The organism is Trichococcus paludicola, from assembly GCF_003052295.1.
GTDB classification, from domain to species: Bacteria; Bacillota; Bacilli; order Lactobacillales; family Aerococcaceae; genus Trichococcus; species Trichococcus paludicola.
Genome location: NZ_QBLC01000001.1, coordinates 342,044 through 368,270, shown reverse-complemented (window position 1 = coordinate 368,270; position 26,227 = coordinate 342,044). Strand labels below are relative to the sequence as shown.

The following is a 26,227-nucleotide window of genomic DNA, read 5'->3' as shown; positions in this document are numbered from 1 at the left end:
TAGTTGAACTCTGAATCCCAGAAACCTGCGCCTAAGCTGACAACCACACACGGACAAAAAACGTCCGCTTTGTGGTTGTCCTCTTAGTGCTCGGTTTCTACCCGGGATTCATCGTATCCTCCTATAATTTTGCTTGCCATTTATCTGTCCAAACCAGGTCGTTGTGGCCGCCTTTGAATTCGGATTTGCCTTCTAGTTTGTCCACGACTTGTTTGATTGTTTCTTGGTTATTGTGATAAGCATTGATGAATGTTTTCACCATTGTCGCATCATGCAGATGTGTCGTGAAATTCAATGATACGAATGCATGCGGAACTTCCCAAACAAACCAAGGAACTTCGTTGGCCATGGCCGTGCTCCATTGGATACGGTAGTTGTTTTGAGCGCCGTAGCCGACGATGTCAGAAACTTCCAAAGCGAAATCCACTTCATCACGGTATTTCAAAGTGGCGCCTTTTACGCGGGAGCCGCGTTCGTTGACGGTCACTTCATAGCCGCGGCTTGTCAATTCATCAACGAAAAGTTGTTGCGTTGCTGAACCGGCATCGTTGATTCCGCCCTTTTCGCCTTCCAAAATGTACAAGCGGATGCGTTTGTGATCAACAGGGTTGATCGGCAAGTTGTTTTGGGTATCTTTGATCAAAGAAATCCCTTTATCAGCCGCTTCCGCTCTCCATTGCAGATGTTCTTCACAGCCGATGACGTTCAAGTCTTCGCGCGTACGCAACAATGTGCCGTTTGCTTGTTTTTCAGGCAAATGCAATTTAGCTTTCAAGCCCAAGATACGACGCAAAGCATCAGTCAAACGTTCTTCCGTGATGACGCCGTTTTGGTAGCCTTTCAACATGAAACCGAAGTCCTCTTCGATGTTGTTGAAGAACAGGAACATATCGCAACCAGCAGCGATTGCTTTTGGAACGTAGTCTTCGCGGCGCATAGCCGATGTCATGCCCAGCATGTGCGTTGCATCGGTGATGACAAGGCCATTGAAGTTCAGTTCGCCCTTCAATTCATCTTGGATCAATTCTTCCGCTAACGTTGCCGGCATAATGTCTTTGTCTTCCAAAGCAGGGTTCAATTCTTTTTGCAAAGCAGGGACTGCAATGTGTCCAGCCATGATCATTTCAACACCGCGATCGATGTGGTTTTGGTAAACTTTACCGAATGAAGCGCGCCATTCTTCAGGGCTCAATTCATTGATTCCCAACACCAGATGTTGGTCGCGTTCTTCTGTTCCGTCTCCTGGGAAGTGCTTGATGCATTGGATAACGCCGTCTTCCATGTTTTCGCCATTCTCAGCAGTCAATCCATCCAAATACGCATTTGTGTATTTGATGACTGTTTCTGCATCCGTACCATAAGCACGTGTATTGACAATTGTGTTTCTCCAGTTGTAAAGGATGTCCACACATGGGTCGAAGTTGACGTTGACGCCTAAAGCTTTTTCTTCACGGGCAGAAACCAAGCCTGCATGATAAGAAACTTGCGGGTCGCCTGCAGCTTCACACTGTGCGCCAGAAGCGATGTACGTACCCTCACCACAAGCACCGTTTCCGCCTGCATCGCAGTTGGCAGCCACCAATAGAGGGATTTTGGACATGGATTGCAAATCATTCAATAAATCTTGGATATCTTCTTTTGAATTGCCGTGATAGCGTGCAGCTCCGATATGGAATTTTTCGATGATTTCTTTGTTTGTGAAGTCGTTCCCTGAGAAGGCATCGTTACCGAAGAAGAAAAGATTCGTGAACAGTTGTCCCACTTTTTCCTCATCCGTCATACCAGCGATCGTTTCGTTTACCCAACCGACCTGTTTGTCGTTCAGATTGTACGGTTTTGCTTTTAAATCAACTAATTTTGGCACTTTTTTTCCTCCTGTTAACGTAATGTTCCTAACTTGCAAATCTTGGAATGGCTGTTAATCGAATTGAGCCAATAAGGCATGGAATTCCCCAAGAACTTTTTCCTGGTATGCTCCTGCATACTCTTTGTTCAGGAATTTCTCGATCGCTTCATTGCTCAGGCGTTCCCAAGAGAATTCTTCTTTTCCGAAAAGAATCGGATAATAGAATACGCCATTCACCGCTGCCGCTTGTTCATCTCCAGGTGCGTCGCCGACCATCAAAATTTCGTCCGCTGCATAACCTTTCGTCAACAGATCAGCGATTGCGTCCGCTTTGCTGCCGACTTCCTGTCCGTAGACTACGTCAACTTGCGGCATCAGATTGTGTCTGTTCCATTCGCTGTTCAAAGCTTCGCTGTTGGCTGAGCTCACGATTGCGACATCCGTCAGGCCATGGATTTTTGTCAATCCTTCGAGAACGCCAGGGAAAGGCTTGTCTTCGCCCGCCAATTCGGTTTCGATGCCTTCGTTGACTTTCTTGCTCCATACCAAAGCTTTTTCCAAATCAGCAGAAGTCGCTTTCGCGATCTCCGCTTCAAGGGAAGCATTCGATAAGGATGGCGCATTGTTTGCCCAATCGGTCAGTGCCGTAATATCGCCGATGTCTTCGCCTTTTTCCTGCGCTTCAATCAACGTCAATACCAATGCTTTGAAGCGATTGATACCGCGTGTGCTGGAAAACAGGTTGATGCGGTTCCAGTCAGCCAAGAAAGTTTCGCGATCTTTGATGCCATACTCATCCGCTGCCAAAGGACCGAAGAAACGTTCATGCTTCACGTTCATCGTATCCATCGCGCAACCGTCGGAGTCGACACATACTAGGAATTTTTTTTGTTTCGTAAATTGTGTTGGGTGTGTAGACATATTTTTCTCTCCTAACTTGATATCAACGTGAAAAAAAGACAGATAGAGAAGAACTGTGCAACACATTTCGTTCTATCTGCCCTATTCAATTACCTAAAATTATACGCCTGAATATGCGTTGAAGCCGCCATCGATCGGCAATACAACGCCGTTCACAAAGCTTGCAGCTTTATCGTCAGCCAAGAACAGCAAGCCGCCGATCAATTCATGCGGTTCGCCAAAACGGCCCATTGGTGTGCCGTTCAGGATTTTGCCTGTACGAGGTGTCGGTGTGCCATCTTCATTGAACAATAGCGCTTGGTTTTGTTTTGAAACCAAGAAACCAGGAGCAATCGCATTGACGCGGATACCTACGTGCGCAAAGTGGACAGCCAACCATTCAGTCAAGTTGGAGATAGCAGCTTTAGCGCCTGAATAAGCAACGATTTTGGTCAATGGTGTAAAACCGTTCATGCTTGAGATGTTGATGATGTTAGCGCCTGGACGGCCAACCATGTCTTTAGCAAAAACTTGTGTAGGCAATACAGTACCCAAGAAGTTCAAGTTGAAGACGAATTCGATGCCGCTTTGTTCCAAGTCGAAGAATGTTTTTGTTCCTTCAGGCAGATCAGTTTCATGGTACTCGTTGTCGGTTGTTGCGCGCGCGTTGTTGCCGCCTGCTCCGTTGACCAAGATATCCACTTCGCCTAATTCGGCTACGACAGCTTCTTTAGCTGCTTGCAGACTTGGCAATTCCAATACGTTGGCTTTGAATGCTTTAGCGATGCCGCCTGCAGCTACGATTTCGTCAGCGTATGCTTGTGCGTTATCCAAGTTTAAGTCCAAAAGGGCTACTTTAGCGCCTGCTCTGGCGAATTCTTTCGCGAAGTAAGAACATAAAACGCCGCCTGCACCTGTTACTACTACTACTTTATCGGTAAAATCATGTACGAATGGGCTTGTCATGGTGATGTTCCTTCTTTCTTATTGTTGTTTTTGAGCTTTTAAGTTTTTCTTCACTGCTTCTTCCAAACCATTCAGGTAAGTTGCACCTAGCGCACGGTCATACAAACCATAACCTGGTTTACCAGTTTCTCCCCAGATCATACGGCCATGGTCAGGACGGATTGCACCTTCAAAGCCGCCTTCCACACAAGCTTTTACTACTTCATACATATCAATGGATCCCATTTCGGACAAGTGAGCAGATTCTTGGAATGAACGTCCGCCGACCAATTTCACGTTACGTGCATGCACGAAGTTCACACGTTTTTTAGCAAGCATATCTTTCAGGATAGCCACTGCATCGTTTTTAGGATCTGAAGCGAATGAACCTACGCAAAGGGTAACGCCGTTGTATTCGCTGTCGTACAATTTGATGAAACGGTTCAATGCTTCTCCGCCAGTGATGATACGCGGCAATCCGAAGATGCTGTATGGAGGATCATCAGGGTGAATAGCCATCTTCACGCCGGCTGCCTCAGCTGTAGGCATGATTGCTTTGATGAAGTATTCTAGGTTTTCCCATAGTTTTTCTTCGTCAACTTCTTTGTATTCATCCATTAAAGCGTTCAATTCTTCAGAAGTGTAGCTTTCGTCCCAACCTGGAAGAGAAAGCGTACGTGGGTCCATTTTGTTTACTTCTTCTTCATCGAAGATCAACGCATTTGAACCATCCGGTAATTCGTATGCCAAGTTGGAACGAGTCCAGTCAAAGATTGGCATAAAGTTGTAACATACAACAGGAATTCCCGCTTTGCCTAAGTTACGTAAGGTTTCTTTGTATGCATCGATGTATTGATCACGGTCTGGACGACCCAATTTGATGGATTCGTGAACCGGAACAGATTCAATAACAGAGATGTATAGGCCTTCAGCTTCAACGTCCGCTTTCAATTTTTCGATTCTTTCCAATGGCCAAGATTGACCAACCGGGATATCGTAAACTGCAGTAACGATTCCTTTCATACCAGGGATTTGACGGATATTTTTCAGTGTAACAGGGTCCTCATGACCGTACCATCTGAATGACATTTCCATTGCAATACACTTCCTCTTCTTTTTTTATTTTTTTTATTTTTTAAAATCAAAGTATGCTACAGCGTTGTTGTAGCATATGTTCGTGATCAGCTTTTCAAGTAACTTGGCATCATTCGGTATTTCTCCACGTTCCACGAGATCACCGATGAAATCACAAAGGATGCGGCGGAAATACTCATGACGCGTATAAGAGATGAAGCTTCTTGAATCCGTCAGCATGCCGACAAAATTCATCAACAACCCTGCTTCGGATAAGGATTTCAATTGTTTCAGCATGCCGTACTTGGTGTCGTTGAACCACCAACCGGAACCCATCTGGACTTTGCTCTTGATGCCTTTATCGTTCACTTGGAAGTTCGTGATTGCCGTTCCCACTAAGTCGAAATAAGTAGGGTCAAGGTTATAGGCGATGAATTTAGGCAGTTCATTCGTCAGGTCCATTGCACCAAGAAGATTGTTCAAAGCGTAGGACACGTTCGGTTGATCCTGGATGGAATCGAAGCCCGCATCCGCGCCTAATTCAGCAAACATGCGCTTGTTGTTGTTGCGGATGGCGCCGAAGTGCAATTGCATCACGAAGTCTTTGGCAGCATAGATTTTGCCTAGTTCCACCAACAAGCGTGTTTGGTATTTTGCATATTCCGCTTCCGAAATGCTGTCTCCTGCGATCGCTTTGGCGTAGATGGCTTCAATCTCTTCATCCGTGGCTTCAGCATAGTAGATTTGGGATAAGCCGTGGTCGGAAACGTTCGAACCATGATCCGCAAAATATTGGATCCGCTCTTCCATTCCTTCCAGCAACTCAGCGAATGTAGCCATTTCTTTGCCGGTTGCCTCTTGCATTTTTCCGATGAAACCAGCAAATTTAGCTGCGTCTTGGATAGCGAAAGCTTCATCCGGACGGAAACCAGGAACGACTGCCACATCAAATGTCTCGTCTTCAGCGATTGCTTTGTGCCATTCCAATGTATCCGTAGGGTTGTCTGTCGTGCAAATGAAGGTGACGTTGGAATTCTTGATCAACGTACGCGCTGTCAGCTTTTCTTCTTTCAACACGCGGTTGCATTCCGCATAGATTTCCTTCCAGTTGGCACTGGTAAGTGTTTCTTCTATATGGAAATACTTTTTCAATTCCAAGGCTGTCCAATGGAACAAAGGATTCCCTACTGCATTTTCAGCAGTGTAGGCCCAAGCTTCAAATTTTTCTTCAGGAGAAGCATTGCCGGTGATTTTTTCTTCCGGAATTCCCATCGCACGCATCGCGCGCCATTTGTAATGATCTCCGCCCAGCCATAATTCCGTGATGTTTTCGAATTCATAGTCTTCAGCAATTTGTTGTGGGACCAAATGGCAGTGGTAATCGAAGATAGGCATGTTTTCCGCATATTCGTGGTAGAGTTTTTTGGCAGTTTCGGACTGTAACATAAAGTCGTCATGAATAAATGACATGTGAAGAAATCCCCTTCCGAGCTTTATTTTGAAATACTACTGATTATTGTGCTTTAATTTCTGCCAATCGATCGGCAAATTCTTTAGCTGCAGCCGCTACACTCACGTAGCCGCCTTCTTTAAGGTTCCGTGTCAAGGCACTGCCGACACCGACCGACCAAGCTCCATTTGCGATCCATTTGTCCATGTTCTCAATGCTTACGCCACCTGATGGCATCACGTCAACCCAAGGAATAGGACCATGAACGTCTTTGATGAATCCAGGACCCAACAAACCACCCGGGAAAAGCTTGACCACTTCGCAGCCAGTTTCCAAAGCCATTTGAATTTCTGTAACAGAACCGCATCCAGGCAAATATGGAACAGTGTATAGGTTGCACATTCTTGAAATCTTTTCATTAAAGGAAGGGCTTACGATAAATTTCGCTCCGTTCATGATTGAAATTCTCGCAGCGACTTCATCCAATACCGTACCTGCACCTACAACCATATCCGTTCCTGCGAATTCATCAGACAGCTTGCGCATAACATTTTCAGCACCCGGTGTCGAAAATGTCACCTCGATGTTCTTGATGCCTCCTTGATAAGCTGCTTTTGAAATTTCATAACCTGCCTCTTCGGAAGCTCCGCGCACGACTGCAAACAGGTAATTCTCTTGTAATTGAGCCAGGGTATCTCTCTTGACGCTCATTTGTCATCCTCCATTCATGGTTTCGCATTGTGGAACTCAGTATCATAACTCGAGTTCATTATAGAATTTACCATCTTTTATGTCAACGAAATTCCATCAGAAATATAAAAATGAGCGGCCAATTGTGAAAAATTTGTGGCGTACCCTTGAATGGCTCCATAAAAAAACAACAGGATATACAAAAAACTCCCCACAAACGCATGTATCATGCGGTTCGTGGGGAGTTACTGCCGTGTCGGCCTCAGATCGGAACGGATCAAAAGTGACCGAGCAACTGTGAAATTTTTGTGGAATACTCCAAAATTTTTCCGGTGTAGAAGTCTTTATCAACCATGTCGGACAATGGCAAGGAGATGCTGATCGCTCCTGCGGCAACTTCCCTTGCGCTAGAAAACGCTGCAGCAATGCAAACGATACCCTCTTCAAACTCCTCATCGTCAAGGGCGTAACCATTTCTTCTGATTTCATCCAGTTCATTGACGAGATCTTCATAAGTGGTGATTGTGCGTCCGGTCTTCTGTTCCGGCACGATACTGTCCCAATATTCACGGACGGCAGCATTTTGACGGGTGCTCAGAAGTGCTTTCCCGACGGCAGTGCAATAAAGCGGCGCTTTCGTACCAATCTTTGATTGCATCCGCACGCCGCGGGACTCACCATACTTATCGATGTAGAGAACTTCATCATTGTCTTCCACAACCAGATGCACGGTCTGTTTCGTATCATCCGACAACTGACGGATCATGCTTTTGGCCACATTCAAGAAGTCGATGTTGTGGACACGTTTGTTCCCGAGATGGAACATCTTCAAGGAAATACGATATTGCTTGGTATCAGGATTGCGGTCGATATAGCCATTTTCCATCAAAGAGTTCACCAAACGATGGGTCGTTGCTTTATGCAGGTGGACTTTTTCGCTCAACTCCATCAGGCTGAGGCTCGGATAGTCCGCCAATGTTTCCAAAATCGATAAGGCCCGATCTATCGATTGCACTTTCGGGCTTGTGTTTGTTTCTTCTTTTTGCACCATTTTTCTGATCATCCTTTTTTTCAAAATATAGTCTCAAACCTTATAAAATCTTTGTATACCATTCCATTTTCCATGCTTGTCTAATCAAAAATCAGCGTTTGGATTCACTAAACGGGAAACCGTTTCATATTGTGATATTATAGCAAACAAAATAAACCATGATAAGCCCCCTGAGTGATATTTCCATAAATATTTATATCCAGGCACAGATACACACATTCACGACGGACAGCTTTTGTGTCTTCTTATGGAAGCAAACGCTGAGGATTATGTCAGAAATTTGACAAGCCTGTCTTTATTTTGGATCATTTCTCCTCATCTTCTTTGACTTGAATGCGTTTTCTCACTATACTCATATCAGATTAAGAAAAGTGGTTTCATATTGTGATATATTATTTCCGTTATTATTATTTTCACTCTTCTTATCAAAAATAATCTTTTATGGGAGGAAGTTTTAAAAATGGCTCAAAATCAGTTAACCGGCGCTACAAAACGTCCATTCGGATTCCGTGACCTACTCGGATATTTCATGGGCGACTTCGGCTGCAATATGAGTTTCACGCTAATTTCCAGCTACATGTTCATCTTCTACACACAGTACATCGGGATTTCATTGGCCCACTATTCCATCGTCATTCTGATCACAAAAATCCTCGATGGCATCAATGATCCGATCATCGGCGCGATCGTCGACCGTATGGGTGCAAACAAAAAAGGCGAAAAATTCAAGCAATGGATTCTCCGCGGGGCTCCTTTCTTAGCATTGGCAGCAACCGTCATGTTCATCGACGCAGCCGATTGGAGCTATCCTGCCAAACTTGGCTTGTGTATCGGTGGCTACATATTATGGGATGTCACCTATACAGTCGTTAACGTACCTTACGGCGCCTTAAGCTCTGTTATGACTTCCAAACCTTCACAACGCGCTGCTCTATCCAATGCACGTTCTTGGGGATACATCATCGCCGGTGTTCCTCTAGGCATCCTGATTCCGATGTTCGCTTACGAACAGGTCACAAAAAACGGCCAAACAGCCAGTATTTTCCGCGGCGAAAGAATGTTTCCGATTGCTGTCATTTTGGGTGTGGTTTCCATCATAGCCTTTGCGCTTCTTTATCTGAATACGGAAGAACGCATCCAACACGTAGAGGTTGAAGGCGAAGAAGTGAAATTCAACTATTTCAAGACATTAAGAGACTTCTTCCGCAACCGCGCAATTCTGGGTATCGCTCTTGCTTCCATCGCGCAGATCCTGTTCATCATGGGTGGGAACCAATTGCACCAATTGACTTACCAGATGTACTTCGGGGACGGAACCTTGAGTTCTTACTCCATCCTCACGCAAGTTATCCCATTGTTCGTGGGTACTGCTATCGGTGGCGTATTGGTCGGAAAACTAGGCAAAAAGGAATTATCCACTTGGCCATTGATTGGCTCCATCGCAGTTTATGCCTTCCTTTACTTGGTCGAAATCACAAACCCGATTCTTTGGATCGCGATGCAGATCATCGCAAACAGCTTCGCATTCGGTTTGACGATTTACACGTGGGGTATGGTTGCTGATGCGATCGATTTTCAAGAATGGAAGACCGGCATCCGTAATGAAGGTTCGGTCTACGCAACCTATTCCATGCTGCGTAAAGTCGCACAAGGTTTCGGCCAATCATTCATCCCTGCAGCCATCGCCATCCTGATTCCTACATTGGATGTCAAGAATCCGGTGACTTGGACCGCCGAAAACTCACTGGCCATCCGGGATATGGCTGCCCTATTCCCATTGATTGGCTATATCCTGATCTTCATCTGCTTCAAGTTCATCTTCAACTTGGACAGAAAAACAGTTGCAGAGATGCAAGTCGCTTTAGGCCGCGACGAAGAATAACCCATCCACGACAAAAAAAATCCCAACCGGATCATTACTTCCGGTTGGGATTTTTTTTTTATTCGTGTTCTGCAAAGAATTCTTCGGGTGTCTTCAGAACGCCGCCGGTATTGGCTGATGTAACCAAAGCGGCGTAACGTGCCAACCAGCCTGTCTTCACTTTCGACACAAAGCGCGTCTGTTTTTTCTTTCTTTCTTCCAGCACTTCATCAGCGACGCTTACGTTGATCGTACGGTGCTCAAGATCGATGACGATCTCATCGCCGTCTTCAATCAAGCCGATTGGGCCGCCTGAAGCTGCTTCAGGAGAGATGTGTCCGATTGCGATACCGCGAGTGGCACCGGAGAAACGGCCGTCCGTGATCAGGGCAACGTCACGGCCTAAGCCGCGTCCCACGATGGAAGATGTTGGCGCCAGCATTTCCGGCATTCCGGGTCCGCCTTTAGGGCCTTCATAGCGGATGACGACAACATGGCCTTTTTTGACTGTGCGGTTATCGATTGCTTCCACCGCTTCATCATGGCTGCTGAAGCAGATCGCTTTTCCGACGAATTTTTTGATGTCGGCATCCACGCCGCCTACTTTGATAACACCGCCGAAAGGAGCGATATTCCCGTTCAGGATGGACAAGCCTCCGACCGGAGAATAGGCATTTTCGTATTTATGGATGACTGCTTCATTCTTGATTTCGTGATCTGCGACATTTTCACGGATTGTCTTGCTGGTGACAGTGATACGGTCCGGATGCAGGTTGCCGTGTTTGATCAACTCATTCATGATCGCCGGCACACCGCCCGCCTCATGCACGTCATGCATGGAGTAAACAGATGATGGTGCGATTTTTGACAGGTACGGCGTTGTTTCCGCAATCTCGTTGATGCGGTTCATGTCATAGTCGATTCCGGCTTCTTTCGCCAAAGCCAATGTATGCAGCACCGTATTCGTCGAGCCGCCCATCGCCATATCCAAGGCGAAGGCATCATCGATTGCATCAGCAGTGATGATGTCAAGCGGTTTGATGTCTTTTTTGACCAAGTCCATCAATTTGAAGGCCGCTTCGCGGATCAGTTCTCTTCTCTCGTCGCTGACTGCCAAAGCAGTACCGTTGTATGGCAATGCCAATCCCAATACTTCCATCAAACAGTTCATCGAGTTTGCGGTGAACATCCCTGCACAAGAGCCGCATGTTGGGCAAGCGTTGGCTTCCATATCGAAGAATTCTTCCTCGGTCATTTTGCCATCTTTGAAAGTGCCGACCGCTTCGAACATGGATGACAATGTCAGAGCCTGTCCAGTAGCGGAAAGTCCAGCCTTCATCGGGCCGCCCGAACAGAAAATCGCCGGAACGTTGGTGCGGACAGCAGCCAACAGCATACCCGGTGTAATTTTATCGCAGTTCGGGATGTAGAAGACACCGTCGAACCAGTGTGCGTTGATGACCGTTTCAGCGGCATCGGCAATGATTTCGCGTGATGGCAATGAGTAACGCATCCCGATGTGTCCCATCGCGATCCCGTCATCGACACCGATAGTGTTGAACTCAAAAGGAATCCCGCCGGCTTCACGGATCGCTTCTTTGGCGATATCGCCTAATTCTCTCAAATGCACGTGACCAGGCACGATATCTGTATAGGAATTGCAGACAGCTATGAACGGTTTGTCCATGTCCCCTTCTTCCCTGATTTGTCCGGTCGCTCGCAACAAGGAACGATGTGGCGCTTTATCTATTCCCTTTTTGATTTTATCACTACGCATTGCTGTCTCCCCTTTTTCCATTGTATTTATAAAAAAGAAGCCCTCATGTGACATAGGGCTCCAGCTTACGTCGAGCCCTGATTCACTAAGAATAGGACTCAACTAATTGAATAGTTTGAATCCTAGGGCATAATAATGACTAATAATGTGTTTACAGCATGGCAAGTTGGCGTACTGTGTGCGTTCATTTTTCTCATCATACTGCAACTCCTTTCATTATCTTTCTTTAAATATTAAATCTAAATTAGAAATAAGTCAATGCTTTTATTTTTCTTTCATAATCCAATCAACTGTCTCCATGCATCCTTACGACTAAAGGACAGGAACAGGCGAAAAGTTTTCCGGAAAGCAGAGATCCGCACTATCCGCATCGATGGAATCGATGATCATTTCCGTTGCGTACGCCAAACCATGCTCGCCCTCACGCAGGGACAGCTCATTGAAATGACAAAGGATTCCTTCATACAAGGGCACAAACGGCAATGCTTCCAAAACATCTGTCGGCCTCATCAGTGCCACGGGTTTGTTGGCTTGCAGCACGTCCCCCTCCACTAATACAGTCGAAATAAAATGGGAACAAAAATAATAATTTTCTCTGTTCCATTCCATATTGAATAGAGCCGGCAATAGTCCCAGCAGATTATAATGGTATTGTTCTTTGTCCTTCTCGAATGAAGAAACATAGGCTCTCATCACAGCCGCCTGTTCCTCTGACACGGTCAACTCATAAACCGCGCATTTTGCCCGGCTATAGAAATCGGATGTCACATCTTCTTGTATGAACCCACCGATAAAAGGGTTATTGGCTGTTTTGCGGCCGAAACTGAAGGTATCCGCCAGTTCTGCATCAAACGCCAAGGACACATGGTTATATTTTTTTCTCGTGAACAGTTTGATGATCCGAGTCAATAGCGATCCTGTATCCGTCAATAATAAATAAATCTTCTGATCTGACATCCTGATGCTCCTAATTTGTTATTACAAAATCCGCCTTCCACACCTATTCTTGAGTTTACTCTTAAAATAGGCCATCCCGTTGCAGCAAATGAAAAGTCGTTCTGTTTTTGTACCCATCCTTTCATTATACCAAAAACATTTAAGCTGAATGCAACTTTTCAGAAAATTATCTTTACCTTCTTTTTTGTTTCATTCGTCTCCCCGCTCCCGATACTAGGATAGTCGAAGAATATCTGATAAGATAGTAGAAAAATAGAAGAAAAGTTGATTAAAAGGAGCACACACACATGTACCATTGGTCTGAACTATCCAAAAACTATCCGGCATCCAGCATCCGAAAGATGGCGAAGTTGGCGGCCCAATTTGATGACACGCTGATGCTGACGATGGGCGAACCGAATTTCGAAACACCGGAAAGCATAAAAAAAGCCGCGCAGGACGCCATCGCCGCCAATCATACGCACTACGGTCCCAATGTCGGTGAGTTCGCTTTCCAACAAGCCGTAGCGAATAAATATACGGACCAGATCGGCATCCCCTTCGATCCGAATGAAGTCATGGCAACTTTTGGCGGAACGGAAGCCATTCTGCACGTGATGATGGCGATCCTCAATCCAGGCGACGAGGTGGTCATAGCCGACCCGAGCTATCCGAATTATCTCGGCCAGATCATGCTTTTGGGAGCCAAAGTTGTCCCTGTGCCCGTCTACGAAGCAAATTCATTCAAGATGCAGGCTTCCGACATCGCACAGGTCCTGACCGACAAAACACGCCTGATCATTCTGAATACGCCGAATAATCCGATGGGTTCGATCCTTGATCAGTGCGATATGGAAGCCATCGTGGCATTGGCCGATCGCCATCAGATTGCGATTCTGTCTGATGAGGTCTATGAAAGCCTCATTTACGATGGGAAGAAACATTTCAGCCTGTTCCAGATACCTGGGGCCAAGGAAAATCATTTCGTCGTGAACAGCTTATCCAAAACTTACGCGATGACGGGCTGGCGGATCGGTTATGTCGTCGGCAATACGGAGGCCATCGATCGGATGGCTGAGTTCAGGGAAGGTATCGGATTCTGTGTCCCTCCATTCATCCAGGAAGCCGCAATCGCTGCAATCACAGGACCGCAGGATGATGTCCGTTATTTTCTGGAACAATATGACCGTCGCCGCCACATTATCGTCGATGGCTTGAACCAAATCCCGGGCTTCCATTGTCTGAGTACGGAAGGTGCCTTCTATGCCTTCCCGAACATCAAGTCATTCGGCAAGTCCTCCTATGATTTTGCGATGGAAATCTTAACGGAAACCCATGTGGCGCTGACACCGGGCTCCGCTTTCGGGAAAATGGGCGAAGGCTACTTGAGGATTCCGTTCGCCGAATCGGAAGAAGTCCTGCAGGAAGCCGTTGACCGCATCAAAGCCTATATCATAAAAGCTTATCCGCATTTATAGAACAAAAAAACGACGAGTCTCCTCGTCGTTTTTTTTGGATCATTGGTTATCAATTTTGGCTGACTTATTTTTTTTCCATGCTTGCCAGACATGGTAGGCATATTGGGAGAAGGTGATGACAGCCAATCCCCCGACGAACAGCTGCAGGTAGATCAACCCAGGCAGACGGAACAAGGAAAGCAGGATCGTGACAAAAAGCAGGACAGTCGTCGCTTTTCCGAATACATTCGCCGGCACGATGATCTTCGGCTCGACATTCAGCAAAGCCACGCCCAGCAGTATCTGCAGGCTGTCTTTTATCAATACGATCAGGAAAAACCAGTTTTCTATATACCCGATGTCCATCAAGGTGTACAGAACAGAAATCTGCATCACTTTATCCGCAAACGGATCAGCCACCTGCCCGAATTTCGTGATGGCATCATATTTCCTGGCGATATAGCCATCGATGATGTCGGTAAGACTGGCGACCAGAAAAATGATCATCGCCCAACGGACCGGGTGCGCCACATCGGAATAGAAGACCATCAAATAAAAAGGGATCAAAAATAGGCGTATCAGCGTCAGGATGTTCGGTACACGTTTCATAAATTTGGCCTCCCAGCTACCATTGGCGTTCTTCTTATATATATTTTAATCTATACCGCATCCTTTAGCTATTTTTAGCAGAGTCACACGCGCAAAAAAATTCAGAAACCAAGCAGCCGGATGGCAGCAGATTTCTGAACGATTTTCAATAATGCATGACGTTGTCTTGATAATGGATGCCTGTCCCCGCCAGGAAGACAATCTCATCGAAGAAATATTGCATCTTCTGGGAAGAGGCCAGCATGAATTCCGGATGCCACTGCACCGCGAAGATGTTTTGGCTTCTTTCTTTTGCTTGGAAGGCTTCGATCAACCCGTCTGAGCTCCACGCGATTGCCTCAAATGGCTCCGCCAATTCCTTGACGCCTTGGTGATGGAAAGAATTGACAAGATGTTTCTCCCCTAAAAAGGAACGTAAGAAATTATTCGGTGCAATCGCAATCGAATGGGAAGCATACTGGATGTTCGTTTTTTGGTCATGTTGGACATCATACTCTTCCAGCTGGCTGATATCCTGATGCAGGCTGCCGCCAAAAGCGACATTGATTAGCTGCATCCCACGGCATACCGCAAAAATCGGTTTGCACTGATTGTAAGCCTCTCTCGCTAAAGCGATTTCGAAAGCGTCCCTCGCCGGATGCGTGACACCCAAGCGATGAGTCGGCTCCTCATCATAAAGGATGGGGGATACGTCCTGCCCGCCTGCCAAAATCAATCCGTCCACAGCATTGATGTAATGCTCTGCATCCATGGGATCGCTGATGGGAATCACGAGCGGAATCCCTCCTGCTACTTGTACACCATCGATAAAGCCTTGCGGTGTGTAGGTTTTTTCCATCTGATTGCCGAGTTCAGCGCTCAAATGGTTGCCTCCAATTCCTATAATCGGTTTCATCCCTTATTCCTCCCGTCACATTTTTTTCTAATGAAGTGCGGTCATGATCTGCAGACACTTCCCAAAAAGGCTGTCCAAACGAGCGCACGATGCACAAGCTTAACTTTACCGCAACACATATACATGTCCAGGCAGCTGTCCATCATTCTCATTCCTCCACCCCTATTATTGCTATTCGATAAACTTTTTCACCAAATTCACATTTAAAAATAAATTAATGCTATTGTAACGTGCTGTCATGCCTCTGTCAATGACGAGTTGTGGCGTTTCTCATTGCAGCATCTCATTTTTATTCTCTATTTTCCATGAATATCCTTGATTTTTCTTGCTTTTTGAACACTTTTGCTCTAGGATTCAATATAGAAAATAAAATTAAAAAAGAATGAGAATGGTTGCATCGGCATATTTTTTGGGAGAAAGAGTAGTATTAAAAACGGACAGATTATACGCAATTGCAAAAAGGGATTGAACTCGCATTCGAAACAATTGTACAATTGACAGAAGCAAAAAGAAAAAAGCAGCAATCAATAATGAAGCGTAATAAAATACTATCGTAAAGAGCCAGGGCGTCGAGTGTGGTCATCCACTGCAAGACAAACACCCTGCCAAGGAGGAAATTATGGCAATTTGGTCAAATAATTATCACGGTTCCATGAATGAAAAGGCATTTGAATTCAATTCATCCATCGATGCTGATGCCCGTCTGGTCTATGCGGATATCGCCGGAAGTATCGCTCATGCAAAAATGTTGGGCAAAACCGAAATCATTCCCCGCGAAGAAGCGGATGCCCTCGTCAATGAACTGGGCAAAATGAATGATGAGCTGCAGGATGGCGATCTCACCATCGATTTTTCGGAGGAAGATATCCACAGTTTCCTGGAAGCGGAATTGACGCGTCGTCTTGGCGCTATCGGCAAGAAAGTCCACACGGGAAGAAGCCGCAATGATCAAGTAGCGACTGCTTTGAAGTTGTATTCCGTTTCTGCCTTGGAGCATCTTTCCAGCCTTACCGCCAATGTTGCCCTCGCCTTGAGCGAAAAAGCCGAACAGCATCTGGAAACGATTATGCCTGGTTACACGCATCTGCAACGTGCACAACCCATCACTTTTGCCCATCATCTGATGGCTTACACGGAGATGTTCTTGAGGGACAAATCCCGTCTGGATGATGCCCAAGAACGGGTGCTGCATTATTTGCCGCTGGGCAGCGCCGCGCTTGCGACTACCACTCTTCCTTTGGACCGCGCCTTCACTGCTGAGGCACTCGGCTTCAAGGATTTTTCCCGGAACAGTCTGGATGGCGTATCCGATCGCGACCATTCCATGGAAATGTTGGCGGATATGTCGATTATCATGGTCCACATTTCCCGTCTGGCTGAAGAAGTCATCCTCTGGTCATCGCAAGAATTTGGCTTTGTGAAAATCCGGGATACATTCTCTTCCGGATCCAGCATCATGCCGCAGAAGAAAAATCCGGACATCGCGGAATTGCTGCGCGGTAAATCCGGCCGCGTCTTCGGCGATTTGATTGGCGTATTGACTTTGATGAAAGGCTTGCCGCTTGCCTACAACAAAGATATGCAGGAAGAGAAGGAATTGCTGTTCGAAGCGATCGACACGGTCACATTCTGTCTGGAGATCCTGCCTGCAATGCTGAACGATATGGACGTGATTGAATCAGCCATGCTGAAGGCTTCGCAAAAAGGTTATCTGAACGCCACCGACTGTGCCGACTTCCTTGTCGAAAAAGGCATCCCTTTCCGTGACGCTTACCAGATCACCGGAAATATCCTGAAGGAGTGCGAGGAACAGAACCTGACGCTGGAAAACTTCCCGTTGGAGATGTACAAAAAACACTCGGACGCTTTTGACGAAACAATCTACAAGAAGGTTGACCTGAAAGAATGCGTCATCCGCAGAAATGTAGCCGGCGGACCGGCACCGGAACGCGTGAAAGAGCACATCGAGTCGGTCAAAACAAAATTGGAAGACTACCAGATTATTTCCTGATCACCAAAAATAACATAAAAATGCGGGACCACCAGTTTTTGGTGGTCCCGCATTTTTTAGTCCCTTCAAAAAACGTTCTGCTCAGTTCAGTGCATTCACTCGGGGATGCGTTCGATCTTCATCAGATTGGTTGTGCCGCTTTCTTTAATCGGTGTCCCGGCAGTGATGACAATGGCGTCTCCAGGTTGAGCAAATCCCTTTTCCTTCGCCAATGCGGTTACCTTGCTAAGCATATCATCAACATTTTCAGGCTCTTCGATGACGAAAGACTGAACTCCCCAGACAAGCGTCAGCCCTCTCTGAACCCTTTCACTGTAGGTTGCCGCCAAAATGTTCGATTTCGGCCGGTATTTGGAAATCATGCGGGCCGTGTGCCCGGAACTGGTTGCCGCTACAATCGTTTTGATACCCAAGTTCATGACCGTGCGTGCAGCAGCCTGGCTGATTGCTTCGGTAACGGATGCCTTATCGAACAAGGCCAATGTGGACAGGTTACCGCCATTTGCCTCCAAAGCTTCTTCCGTCCTTTCCGCAATCCGCGCCATCATCGCTACGGTTTCGACTGGGTACTGGCCGACAGCCGATTCGCCCGAAAGCATGACTGCATCTGTTCCATCAAATATAGCATTCGCGACGTCGCTCGCTTCTGCCCTTGTCGGCCGTGGGTTCCATTGCATGGAGTCCAACATCTGCGTGGCGGTGATGACTTGTTTGCCGGCCAAATTGCATTTCCGGATCAGATCTTTTTGGACGATCGGCACATCGGCACCGTTTATTTCCACACCCAAATCGCCGCGCGCCACCATCAAGCCGCTGCACACTTTGAGTATTTCTTCGGCGTTCTGGACGCCTTCCTGGTTTTCGATTTTGGCGATTATTTGCGTGTGCGTCGCGTCCATTTCTTCAAGGATTTCGATAATCTCCAGGATATCACTGGCCCTGCGGACAAAGCTGGCGGCAATGAAGTCCACTCCCTGCTGGACACCGAAGCGGATATCCGCAGCATCCTTTTCCGTCAGACCCGGCATACTGAACTTGGCTTCAGGCACATTAATGCCTTTTGAATTCTTCAGGATGCCGTCCACTTGGACTATGGCTATGATTTCTTTGGATTCATAATTGATATCCGTAACTTCCAGAACCAATAATCCGTCATCGATTAAAATATGCATGCCAATCGTCACATCATTGATCAGCTCCGGATAGGTGACAGAGAATTTTTCTTTTGTTCCTAGTACGGGTTCCATACTGATGATTACCGACTCCCCGGAAACCAACGTAACTGCGTCATCAGTCATTTTATTTGTCCGGATTTTTTGTCCTTGGATATCCATCATGATGCCTATGTTTTTGTTCGCCAAGCGTGCAGCTTCCCTGACATTATTCAGACTGACCATATGCGTATCATGTGCGCCGTGCGAAAAATTCAGCCGCGCCACATTCATGCCGCTGTTCATCATCCTTACCAGCACATCGACGGAATCGCTGGCTGGTCCGATTGTGCAGACTATCTTCGTTTTTTTCACTATTAGCCCCTCATTTCTGATTTGACCATCCTCATAACCTGACATTTACCTGTCTTCATTATAGAACAAATGCTCTGGTTTAGAAATTATGACGCTGTCAAAAGACAAAAACGTGTTGCTTTTCGGCGCCACGTTCTTGAAAAATTCAAATATTCGGTTCGATTTGGATAGCATCGCTTGATTTTAAGGTTTTTGATTTCAGCGTCAACAAGAATACAGTCGACAGGATCAAAGCAATACCGAGCAGATCCGTCCAATGAAGACTGGTCCCGAGCCAAAAAACGGAAAGGAACGTTGCAGAAAGCGGTTCGGCCGATGACAACAGGCTTCCGACTGTTGCGCCGATGCGATGCACGCCTTCCAAATAGAGACTGAAGGAAATGACCGTCCCAAACAGAATGATGACCAGCAATGCAGCAAATGCTGCAAAATCCCAGGTTCCGACGATCCGCCAAGGCTGGTACAAGACCGAAAGCAGAACGCCCCCGATCAGCATCCCCCATCCCAAGGCGAGCAGCGTCCCATAGGTTTTGATCAGTCGGGCAGGCTGCAGATTGTAGATGACAACGGACACAGCCGACAAGAGCCCGTACATCAATGCTTCCTGCGATATGGCCAGACTGTCAAACCGGCCATGTGTGGCCAACAGGAAAATACCGGCGACGGCAAAAATGATGGCTGTTAATTCAGCTGACCTCGGTAATTTTCTGTTCTTGACAGAAAGGTAAATCATAATCAGGACCGGAGCCAAAAATTGCAGGACTGTAGCCGTTCCCGCATTCGAATGGCTGATGGTCGCAAAATACGTGTATTGGCAAAAGGACAGGCCCAAAGCCGCGAACAGGAACAAATCCCTGCAGTCCCGCTTCTCTTTCCAGACCCGAAAGATGGCGCTCTTTTCTTTTTTGTAGCACAGCACCAACAAGATGAGGCCGGCCATCAGCATCCTGACAGCAACCAGCCAGCCGGAGGTCAACCCGCGCTGCTGCAGCAAAAACTGCCCGCTGGTTCCCGAAATCCCCCACAGCAGAGCCCCTACGACGGTGAACAGCACGCCGGATTTATATTGAGACATTTCATCCCTCCATTACTTTAATTATTTCAAATAACATCATTATATGTGATGGTTGGACAAATAGAAAGCTGATATTTTTGCTTTGTCCGAAAGGCGATTTTGTGGGATACTGATATACGTGAAGAAAAACGGAGGTCGACAAACTTGATACGCATTAAAGAAGCTATTTTACACATTTTGGACATCAACACGAATGAACCGATTTTTTCCTATGCCGGATTGGATACATCAGAACGCATGATGATCGAATACATCGAAGCGATGGTCGCAAAGGTCGAAGATTCCGACAGCATGAAGGACGGGATTTTGGAAGAGGACAATCCGATGACTGCCCTGTTCAAGAATTGCCAAAGTGATTTCGTCGAAGGCACGAAAGCCTTGTCGGAAAAATTCTTCAACGTAACCAAATTGAATCCCGAAATCCCGCCCGCTGATCTGCTGATCGCGCATTTTGAATTGGACGAAGTGCCTTGCCTTGGGGTATTCAAATTGAATTACTCAGACAGCTATACGCACTTTGTTTCGTATGAAGGGGACGTTTTGACCAACCAAATCATCCTGAACCGTGCCATTCTGCCTTCGCAACGGCAAGCAATCCAGGAAGGCCTTGTGGTGAACCTGGAGCAGATGGTATACCATGTCATCGAGAAAAAACACATAATCGCGGAACTGGGCGAAAAGGTGAACTACTTCACGGAAATGTTCCTCGAGGACACGCCAAAGCCGAGCCTGAAGGAGAACATCTCGATCATCAAAAAGGCGGTCCAAAAAACAAGCAAAGCCTTCAACGATGAAGAATTCCAGGTATTGGCAGAAACGAAGGAAGCCATCGTCACGAGCATGCAGGAAGACAACCTCATCGATAACGAAAAAATAGCTGAAGCCTTGTTCGGCGATAATTTCGCCAAAAAACAGAAATATTTCGAACAGGTCGAGGAATTGGGCTATGTCGATCGCTCCCCAGCGGAAGCGGCAATCGCCGGACCGAAATATTCCAAACAAAAATTCCGGCTCGATAACGGTATCGAAATCAGCATCCCGCTGGAGCTTTACAAAGATCCGGATGTCGTGGAATTCATCAACAATCCCGACGGCACAACATCCGTTATCATCAAAAATATTGAAAAAATCAAAAATCTGTTCTAAACACCAAAGAACCGATGGCCTCGCATTGAGCGCCATCGGTTCTTTGCTTATTTCGCTTTTCTGGAGATGTTCAGGATGGACAGGCCGTAGAGCAACAGCGCGGTGCCGATTAGGATGAGGATGCTGGTGAATGGCGTCACAGTAGTTTCCCCGAAGCGGATGGTATGCCCCATCATCAGATTAAAGGCATCCAAACCTTCAGCCGGAACCCCTTCGAACGAGATTTCCAAAGGATCCTCCATCATCACTTGCCTCATCAAGGAAGCCGAATAGGTCATCGGGAACAGTTTGATGATCGTCTGCACACTGTCCGAGAACTGTCCGATCGGCACATAGACACCGGCAAGGAATCCGATGATTGTGCCTAGGATCGTGCTGGCGGTCGCGAAAGCGTTTTGGCTTTGGAAGAAGGAAGTCAGGAAATAGACCATTGCACTGCTTGTCAACACGGTGAGTAGGATCAAGCCGATCATCTTCAGCATGGCAAGCGGAGCCAGCAATTCCCCACCGTTCAGGAAGATATAAGCTTCGGCCAATACGAACGTAACGATACTCATGATGAACCCAACAACCACCGAACTCAGGATGTATCCTGCCGCCAATCTGCTCGAACGGATCGGCGAGACCGTGAAGTCCTTCAATATTTTATTGGCCCGGTCATCGATCATGACTGCGAATGCCCCCATCGTTGTCGTCACTCCGGAAACCGAGATGACACCGGACATGATCCAGCTGTCCATGACATACTGCGCGCCTACTGTATCCCCCAGAGAGCTCGTTAAATTTTTACCCAAGAAAAAGACATAGAGTCCGATGATGATCAGCACTGCCAACAAGGAGAAGAAGACATTCGCCTTATCCCTGAAAAATATTTTGATGTTGCGGCCAATGATCGGTATCATTCCTGCACCTGCTTTCCTGTGATCGCAATAAAGGCATCGTCCATGGAACCCGCCACCACCTCAAAGTATGTCAGGTATGGTTTGCATTGTTCCAGAATGGGTAGTGCATCCATTGTTTTACCTAATTTCACACGGAAGAGATCTTGCTGCAGCTCATACTGTGCCTGTTGAGCATCCAAAATGCGGATCACTTCGGAAACTGTTTCGGTCCGCATCTTCAATACGTCAGAGCTGTACTTTTCCCTTAGCGCATCAGGGGTTCCTTCTGCGATGATTTCTCCTTCATCAATGATCATGACATAATCAGCGTTGGCTGCCTCCTCCATGTAATGCGTCGTCAGAAAAATCGTCATCCCGTGTTCAGCTTGAAGTTGCCGGATTGTATCCCAAACATTCTTGCGGGTTTGGGGATCCAAGCCCGTTGTCGGCTCATCCAAAAAGAGGATCTTTGGCGTGTTGATCAACGCCCGCGCGATATCGGCTCGCCGCTTCTGCCCCCCGGACAACTTTCCATAGGGCCTGTCCAAAAATTCGGTTACCCCGGCAGCCTGAGTCGCTCTGAGGAATGCCGGCTCCCAATCAGCTTTGGACAATCCGTAAAAACTCCCTCTCACCTCAAGATTTTCCTTGACGGTCAGCAGTTTGTCCAACAAGTTCGTTTGGAAGACGACGCCTATATTGGAACGGATCGCAAAATCATCCTTTCCTAAAGTGAAACCATTTATCATGACTTCTCCACTGTCCGCCTGCAGCAGCGTGCAGATGATATCGATTGTTGTTGACTTTCCCGCTCCGTTCGGCCCCAAAAATGCAAAAAGCTGGCCGGTATTCACATGGAAATCGATGTTATTGACCGCCTGCACATCCCCGAAACGCTTTGATAAGCCTTTGACTTCTATGATTTTTTCCAACTGAAAACACCCTCTCTGATAGCGAAGCATTGCTATTCCAGAATATGTAATAACTTCTTCATGTTCAGTGTATCAGAATGGCGTGTGTGTACAAAATAATTGTGTGCCGGAGTTTGGCATTCGTTTTTTTATTATGTGTGCTCCGGCGAACGGAGGCTTCGCCGGAGGTCGGCCAACATTCTGATTCTGTCCTCCGATGAGGGAAGCTTGGCAGGAGGTGGGGATGAACGTTACCGGCGTACTCCGGCGGGCGGATCCTCGCCGGAGCTGATGATCACTCCAGCTGCCCTCCTCCGGTCAGCGGCAGCTGCCAACATATTTATAGCGGACAACAAAAAAGCAGAGACCATCTCTTTTCGAGACAGCCCCTGCTTACATTTGTTACGCTCTCAGCAAACGCGTTCTGATTCGCAGACACCACTGCCGTTTCGCAACCTGCTGTCGTCCACAAAAACGATGAACGGCAGCAGGTTCCTCCAACGTATGGGTGTCTAAATGCGAATCATCTCGCTCTATCTGCTCTTAACCAACAGATTGATTGCTTGTTGGACGCTTTCTTCTTTCGAAATGTTGTCTTTTTCCTGGTCGTTCACGCAGGCGACCAGATTTTCCGCAACGATGATCCCCATTGCGCGGTCGATGCTGGATCGGACTGCGGATAATTGCGTCACGACGTCGGAACAGTTCTTTCCGTCTTCCATCATGGCAAGGATGCCACGCATTTGTCCTTCCGCACGCTTAATGCGGTTGATTATATTTTTGTTGTATTGGTTCACACAACTTCACCCCTCCAGGCCGAAATGCCTCCCATTACGTTCGTTACTTTGTAGCCCTTTGAAGCAAGATATTGGCAAGCTGCAGTTGAGCGAGCACCGCTCAGGCACATAACATAGTAATTTTCATCCTTATCCAGTTGATCCACAGTGTCTTCTAAACCGCTCAAAGGCATAGAGATGGCACCGTCAACGTGTGCATGTGCAAATTCATCATCTTCACGTACGTCCACTAGTTTGACAGGAGTTTTTTTCCATAATTGTTCGAATTCCGGCATTGTAATTGATTGATACATATTATTTTACCACCTTTTCTGGTCTGACGGTTGCATATAAGCTGAATGCACCATCTAAATTTTTGACTGTAAATCCATTTTGTTTCAATACACGTTCTGCTATATAGCTACGCAAGCCGCTTTGGCAGCTGACGATGATCGGTGTTTCCTTCGATAATTCTCCGATACGTGCGCGTAAATCATCGACTGGGATGTTGATGGCGCCCTTCAAGGCTCCTAGTCTTGCGATTTCGCCCTCACCGCGGACGTCCAACAGTTGATAGCCAGCTTCCTGCATCTTTTCCAATTCATACCATTGGATGGATTCAGAAACGCCTTCGATGATGTTCATGGCTGCGTAGCCCGCCATATTGACTGGATCTTTGGCTGAACCGAACGGCGGCGCGTAAGTGAATTCCAATTCCGGCAAATCATGGACTGTCAAATTGCCTTTGATTGCTGTAGCGATGATGTCGATCCGTTTGTCTACGCCATCCGCCCCGATAGCTTGCGCTCCGTAAATTTCACCGGTTTTCGGATGGAAAACCAATTTCAGGACGATCGCTGACGCATTCGGATAGTAGCCGGCATGGTTCTTTCCTTGGATATGCACGACTGCATACTCTTTTCCTGACAGCTGCAATTGGCGCTCGTTCAAACCTGTTGAACCGCCGGCCAGACCGAATACACGCACAATTGCGGTTCCGATGCTGCCTTTATTTTTTCTGTTCAAGCCGCTGATGACATCAGCTACTTGACGTCCTTGACGGTTCGCTGGCGAAGCCAAAGCGATCATCGTATCTTCACCAGTGATTTGTTGTTTCACGATGATTGCGTCACCTACTGCGTAGATGTCTTTTTTGCTTGTCTCATAGTTTTCATCGACCAGAATACCGCCGCGCATGCCTGTTTCGATACCCGCAGCGATCGCTAGGCTGTTCTCAGGTTGGACGCCGACTGACATGATTGTCAAGTCGCTTTCGAGTTCCACGCCGTTTTCCAAGATGATTGTTTTGCCTTCATTTTGGAAAGCAGTAGCCGCAACGCCTGTATACAGCGTCACGCCGTTCGCTTTCAATTCATCCGCCAAGTAGGCAGCCATTTCTTCATCAAATGGAGGCAAGACATGCGGTGCTTTTTCGACGATCGTTACAGCCAAACCGCGGTGCGCTAAGCTCTCAGCCATTTCAAGACCGATGAATCCTGCTCCGATGACGACCGCTTTTTTCGGTTTGTGCTCAAGGATGAAGCCTGTGACAGCATCCACATCCGGTACATTGCGCATTGTGAAGATATTTTTGGCTTCGGAAAGGCCTTCAGCCGGCGGTACGAATGGTTTCGCACCTGGGGATAAAATGACTTTATCGTAAGCCAGTTGGTATTCGCCCTCTTTAGAACGGACTGTCACTTCTTTTTTATCCGGATCGATTGCGATCGCTTCGCTGAAAGGACGGACATCCAAGTCAAAACGTGCGCGCAATTGCTCAGGGGTTTGGACCAAGAGATCACTGCGTTCTTGGATATCGCCTGAAACATAGTAAGGCAAGCCACAGTTCGCAAAGGAAACGAAAGGTCCTTTTTCCAATACGATGATTTCTGCATCTTCATTCAATCTTCTCAAACGTGTTGCAGCGGACATACCGCCTGCCACTCCACCGATAATAACAATTTTCATCATAGTTTTCCTCCTCTTGTCGGTCCTGACCATGCGGACATGCCGCCTTTTACATTGACTACATCGTAGCCTTTGGATTTTAAGATGGTCGCCGCCCGTTTGCTGCGTCCGCCTGATTGGCAGATCACATAAACTTTACCCTTAGGGGTATATGTCTCCGCTTTTCGCAACGGAACATTTTTTGCGCCAGGAATATGTCCTGCGATGAATTCGTTCGGTTCACGGACATCGATTATTTGTGGTTTTTCGGTTAATTTGGCTTCCAATTCCTTAGTGGATACGGAAGGCATACTGTTGAATAAATTAAATAGCATACTTGGCTCCTTTTTCGTAAGTAGTATCAATCGCTTATGGACTTATAATACCCCATAGGGTATATTTTGTAAACCATTTTTATTCAAAAATTTTTAAAATGTTCAAAAATCTTGATACATAGCCATTC

The 26,227-nt window shown here is 46.8% G+C and carries 22 protein-coding genes and 1 pseudogene; 4 read left to right on the top strand and 19 right to left on the bottom strand.

Features of this window, described 5'->3' with window-relative positions:
• Positions 1–121 precede the first annotated feature (121 nt).
• From C7R56_RS01635 to C7R56_RS01605, 7 genes are all read right to left on the bottom strand, one after another.
• On the bottom strand, positions 122–1,864 hold the full coding sequence (locus C7R56_RS01635) for a glycoside hydrolase family 3 protein (RefSeq protein ID WP_107994884.1): 1,743 nt from the start codon (positions 1,862–1,864) through the stop codon (positions 122–124).
• A gap of 54 nt (positions 1,865–1,918) precedes the next feature.
• Entirely contained in the window at positions 1,919–2,767 is an 849-nt protein-coding gene (locus C7R56_RS01630; RefSeq protein WP_107994883.1) for an HAD family hydrolase, read from the bottom strand.
• A 99-nt stretch (positions 2,768–2,866) separates the two neighbouring features.
• A complete protein-coding gene (locus C7R56_RS01625; RefSeq protein ID WP_106448979.1) occupies positions 2,867–3,712 on the bottom strand; it encodes an SDR family oxidoreductase in 846 nt (281 codons plus the stop codon).
• A gap of 18 nt (positions 3,713–3,730) precedes the next feature.
• Positions 3,731–4,786: a mannonate dehydratase gene (uxuA, locus tag C7R56_RS01620; protein ID WP_106448980.1), complete on the bottom strand. Its 1,056-nt coding sequence runs from the start codon at positions 4,784–4,786 to the stop codon at positions 3,731–3,733.
• A gap of 33 nt (positions 4,787–4,819) precedes the next feature.
• Positions 4,820–6,235: a glucuronate isomerase gene (uxaC, locus tag C7R56_RS01615; RefSeq protein ID WP_107994882.1), complete on the bottom strand. Its 1,416-nt coding sequence runs from the start codon at positions 6,233–6,235 to the stop codon at positions 4,820–4,822.
• A gap of 43 nt (positions 6,236–6,278) precedes the next feature.
• The gene (locus C7R56_RS01610) at positions 6,279–6,926 is read right to left on the bottom strand and encodes a bifunctional 2-keto-4-hydroxyglutarate aldolase/2-keto-3-deoxy-6-phosphogluconate aldolase (RefSeq protein WP_107994881.1); all 648 of its coding nucleotides are present in this window, start codon (positions 6,924–6,926) and stop codon (positions 6,279–6,281) included.
• 256 nt (positions 6,927–7,182) lie between these two features.
• On the bottom strand, positions 7,183–7,956 hold the full coding sequence (locus tag C7R56_RS01605; protein ID WP_107994880.1) for an IclR family transcriptional regulator: 774 nt from the start codon (positions 7,954–7,956) through the stop codon (positions 7,183–7,185).
• Between the two features lie 460 nt (positions 7,957–8,416).
• On the opposite strand from C7R56_RS01605, the gene C7R56_RS01600 reads away from it, so the two are divergent.
• Positions 8,417–9,838 carry an MFS transporter gene (locus C7R56_RS01600; RefSeq protein WP_107994879.1) on the top strand — a complete coding sequence of 474 codons (1,422 nt, stop codon included), beginning with the start codon at positions 8,417–8,419 and terminating at the stop codon, positions 9,836–9,838.
• A 58-nt stretch (positions 9,839–9,896) separates the two neighbouring features.
• On the opposite strand, the gene ilvD is transcribed toward C7R56_RS01600, so the two are convergent.
• Positions 9,897–11,594: a dihydroxy-acid dehydratase gene (gene ilvD / locus C7R56_RS01595; protein ID WP_107995075.1), complete on the bottom strand. Its 1,698-nt coding sequence runs from the start codon at positions 11,592–11,594 to the stop codon at positions 9,897–9,899.
• A gap of 312 nt (positions 11,595–11,906) precedes the next feature.
• On the bottom strand, positions 11,907–12,551 hold the full coding sequence (locus C7R56_RS01590; RefSeq protein ID WP_107994878.1) for a hypothetical protein: 645 nt from the start codon (positions 12,549–12,551) through the stop codon (positions 11,907–11,909).
• Between the two features lie 287 nt (positions 12,552–12,838).
• On the opposite strand from C7R56_RS01590, the gene C7R56_RS01585 reads away from it, so the two are divergent.
• Positions 12,839–14,008, top strand: a complete 1,170-nt coding sequence (locus C7R56_RS01585) for a pyridoxal phosphate-dependent aminotransferase (RefSeq protein WP_107994877.1) — start codon at positions 12,839–12,841, stop codon at positions 14,006–14,008.
• Between the two features lie 39 nt (positions 14,009–14,047).
• Here C7R56_RS01585 and C7R56_RS01580 read toward each other — a convergent pair whose 3' ends face one another.
• Positions 14,048–14,596 (bottom strand): CDP-alcohol phosphatidyltransferase family protein, encoded by a 549-nt coding sequence (locus C7R56_RS01580; RefSeq protein WP_107994876.1) that lies wholly within the window; start codon positions 14,594–14,596, stop codon positions 14,048–14,050.
• A 145-nt stretch (positions 14,597–14,741) separates the two neighbouring features.
• On the bottom strand, positions 14,742–15,491 hold the full coding sequence (locus tag C7R56_RS01575) for a gamma-glutamyl-gamma-aminobutyrate hydrolase family protein (RefSeq protein WP_086987268.1): 750 nt from the start codon (positions 15,489–15,491) through the stop codon (positions 14,742–14,744).
• Positions 15,492–16,110: 619 nt separating this feature from the next.
• On the opposite strand from C7R56_RS01575, the gene argH reads away from it, so the two are divergent.
• On the top strand, positions 16,111–17,502 hold the full coding sequence (gene argH / locus C7R56_RS01570) for an argininosuccinate lyase (RefSeq protein ID WP_107994875.1): 1,392 nt from the start codon (positions 16,111–16,113) through the stop codon (positions 17,500–17,502).
• 104 nt (positions 17,503–17,606) lie between these two features.
• On the opposite strand, the pseudogene pyk reads toward argH, so the two are convergent.
• Both pyk and C7R56_RS01560 read right to left on the bottom strand, forming a co-directional pair.
• Positions 17,607–19,028 (bottom strand): annotated as a pseudogene (gene pyk, locus C7R56_RS01565) (pyruvate kinase); the annotation flags it as partial.
• Positions 19,029–19,173: 145 nt separating this feature from the next.
• On the bottom strand, positions 19,174–20,103 hold the full coding sequence (locus C7R56_RS01560; RefSeq protein ID WP_107994873.1) for a DMT family transporter: 930 nt from the start codon (positions 20,101–20,103) through the stop codon (positions 19,174–19,176).
• A 144-nt stretch (positions 20,104–20,247) separates the two neighbouring features.
• On the opposite strand from C7R56_RS01560, the gene C7R56_RS01555 reads away from it, so the two are divergent.
• Positions 20,248–21,249 carry a nucleoid-associated protein gene (locus C7R56_RS01555; protein ID WP_107994872.1) on the top strand — a complete coding sequence of 334 codons (1,002 nt, stop codon included), beginning with the start codon at positions 20,248–20,250 and terminating at the stop codon, positions 21,247–21,249.
• Positions 21,250–21,296: 47 nt separating this feature from the next.
• Here C7R56_RS01555 and C7R56_RS01550 read toward each other — a convergent pair whose 3' ends face one another.
• The 6 genes from C7R56_RS01550 to C7R56_RS01525 all read right to left on the bottom strand — a co-directional run bounded on the left by C7R56_RS01550 (position 21,297) and on the right by C7R56_RS01525 (position 26,099).
• Positions 21,297–22,151: an ABC transporter permease gene (locus tag C7R56_RS01550; RefSeq protein WP_107994871.1), complete on the bottom strand. Its 855-nt coding sequence runs from the start codon at positions 22,149–22,151 to the stop codon at positions 21,297–21,299.
• Positions 22,148–23,062, bottom strand: a complete 915-nt coding sequence (locus tag C7R56_RS01545; RefSeq protein WP_107994870.1) for an ABC transporter ATP-binding protein — start codon at positions 23,060–23,062, stop codon at positions 22,148–22,150. The genes C7R56_RS01550 and C7R56_RS01545 overlap by 4 nt, the downstream gene beginning before the upstream one ends.
• A gap of 512 nt (positions 23,063–23,574) precedes the next feature.
• Positions 23,575–23,838, bottom strand: coding sequence for a metal-sensitive transcriptional regulator (locus C7R56_RS01540; RefSeq protein WP_084253961.1), 264 nt, complete (start codon positions 23,836–23,838; stop codon positions 23,575–23,577).
• Complete coding sequence (locus C7R56_RS01535) at positions 23,835–24,131, bottom strand: rhodanese-like domain-containing protein (protein ID WP_107994869.1); 297 nt, start codon at positions 24,129–24,131, stop codon at positions 23,835–23,837. The genes C7R56_RS01540 and C7R56_RS01535 overlap by 4 nt, the downstream gene beginning before the upstream one ends.
• Before the next feature lies 1 nt (position 24,132).
• On the bottom strand, positions 24,133–25,785 hold the full coding sequence (locus C7R56_RS01530; protein ID WP_107995074.1) for an FAD-dependent oxidoreductase: 1,653 nt from the start codon (positions 25,783–25,785) through the stop codon (positions 24,133–24,135).
• Positions 25,785–26,099, bottom strand: a complete 315-nt coding sequence (locus tag C7R56_RS01525; RefSeq protein WP_086626845.1) for a rhodanese-like domain-containing protein — start codon at positions 26,097–26,099, stop codon at positions 25,785–25,787. The genes C7R56_RS01530 and C7R56_RS01525 overlap by 1 nt, the downstream gene beginning before the upstream one ends.
• Positions 26,100–26,227: the final 128 nt, after the last annotated feature.

Excerpts from the sequence above, each read along its gene's own strand:
- C7R56_RS01605 (WP_107994880.1), bottom strand. The coding sequence starts at position 7,956 with ATGGTGCAAAAAGAAGAAACAAACACAAGCCCGAAAGTGCAATCGATA.
- C7R56_RS01600 (WP_107994879.1), top strand. The coding sequence starts at position 8,417 with ATGGCTCAAAATCAGTTAACCGGCGCTACAAAACGTCCATTCGGATTC.
- uxuA (WP_106448980.1), bottom strand. The coding sequence starts at position 4,786 with ATGGAAATGTCATTCAGATGGTACGGTCATGAGGACCCTGTTACACTG.
- C7R56_RS01630 (WP_107994883.1), bottom strand. The coding sequence starts at position 2,767 with ATGTCTACACACCCAACACAATTTACGAAACAAAAAAAATTCCTAGTA.
- C7R56_RS01585 (WP_107994877.1), top strand. The coding sequence starts at position 12,839 with ATGTACCATTGGTCTGAACTATCCAAAAACTATCCGGCATCCAGCATC.
- argH (WP_107994875.1), top strand. The coding sequence starts at position 16,111 with ATGGCAATTTGGTCAAATAATTATCACGGTTCCATGAATGAAAAGGCA.
- ilvD (WP_107995075.1), bottom strand. The coding sequence starts at position 11,594 with ATGCGTAGTGATAAAATCAAAAAGGGAATAGATAAAGCGCCACATCGT.
- C7R56_RS01535 (WP_107994869.1), bottom strand. The coding sequence starts at position 24,131 with ATGTATCAATCAATTACAATGCCGGAATTCGAACAATTATGGAAAAAA.
- C7R56_RS01530 (WP_107995074.1), bottom strand. The coding sequence starts at position 25,785 with ATGAAAATTGTTATTATCGGTGGAGTGGCAGGCGGTATGTCCGCTGCA.
- C7R56_RS01610 (WP_107994881.1), bottom strand. The coding sequence starts at position 6,926 with ATGAGCGTCAAGAGAGATACCCTGGCTCAATTACAAGAGAATTACCTG.
- C7R56_RS01560 (WP_107994873.1), bottom strand. The coding sequence starts at position 20,103 with ATGTCTCAATATAAATCCGGCGTGCTGTTCACCGTCGTAGGGGCTCTG.
- C7R56_RS01580 (WP_107994876.1), bottom strand. The coding sequence starts at position 14,596 with ATGAAACGTGTACCGAACATCCTGACGCTGATACGCCTATTTTTGATC.
- C7R56_RS01550 (WP_107994871.1), bottom strand. The coding sequence starts at position 22,151 with ATGATACCGATCATTGGCCGCAACATCAAAATATTTTTCAGGGATAAG.
- C7R56_RS01590 (WP_107994878.1), bottom strand. The coding sequence starts at position 12,551 with ATGTCAGATCAGAAGATTTATTTATTATTGACGGATACAGGATCGCTA.
- C7R56_RS01575 (WP_086987268.1), bottom strand. The coding sequence starts at position 15,491 with ATGAAACCGATTATAGGAATTGGAGGCAACCATTTGAGCGCTGAACTC.
- uxaC (WP_107994882.1), bottom strand. The coding sequence starts at position 6,235 with ATGTCATTTATTCATGACGACTTTATGTTACAGTCCGAAACTGCCAAA.
- C7R56_RS01525 (WP_086626845.1), bottom strand. The coding sequence starts at position 26,099 with ATGCTATTTAATTTATTCAACAGTATGCCTTCCGTATCCACTAAGGAA.
- C7R56_RS01625 (WP_106448979.1), bottom strand. The coding sequence starts at position 3,712 with ATGACAAGCCCATTCGTACATGATTTTACCGATAAAGTAGTAGTAGTA.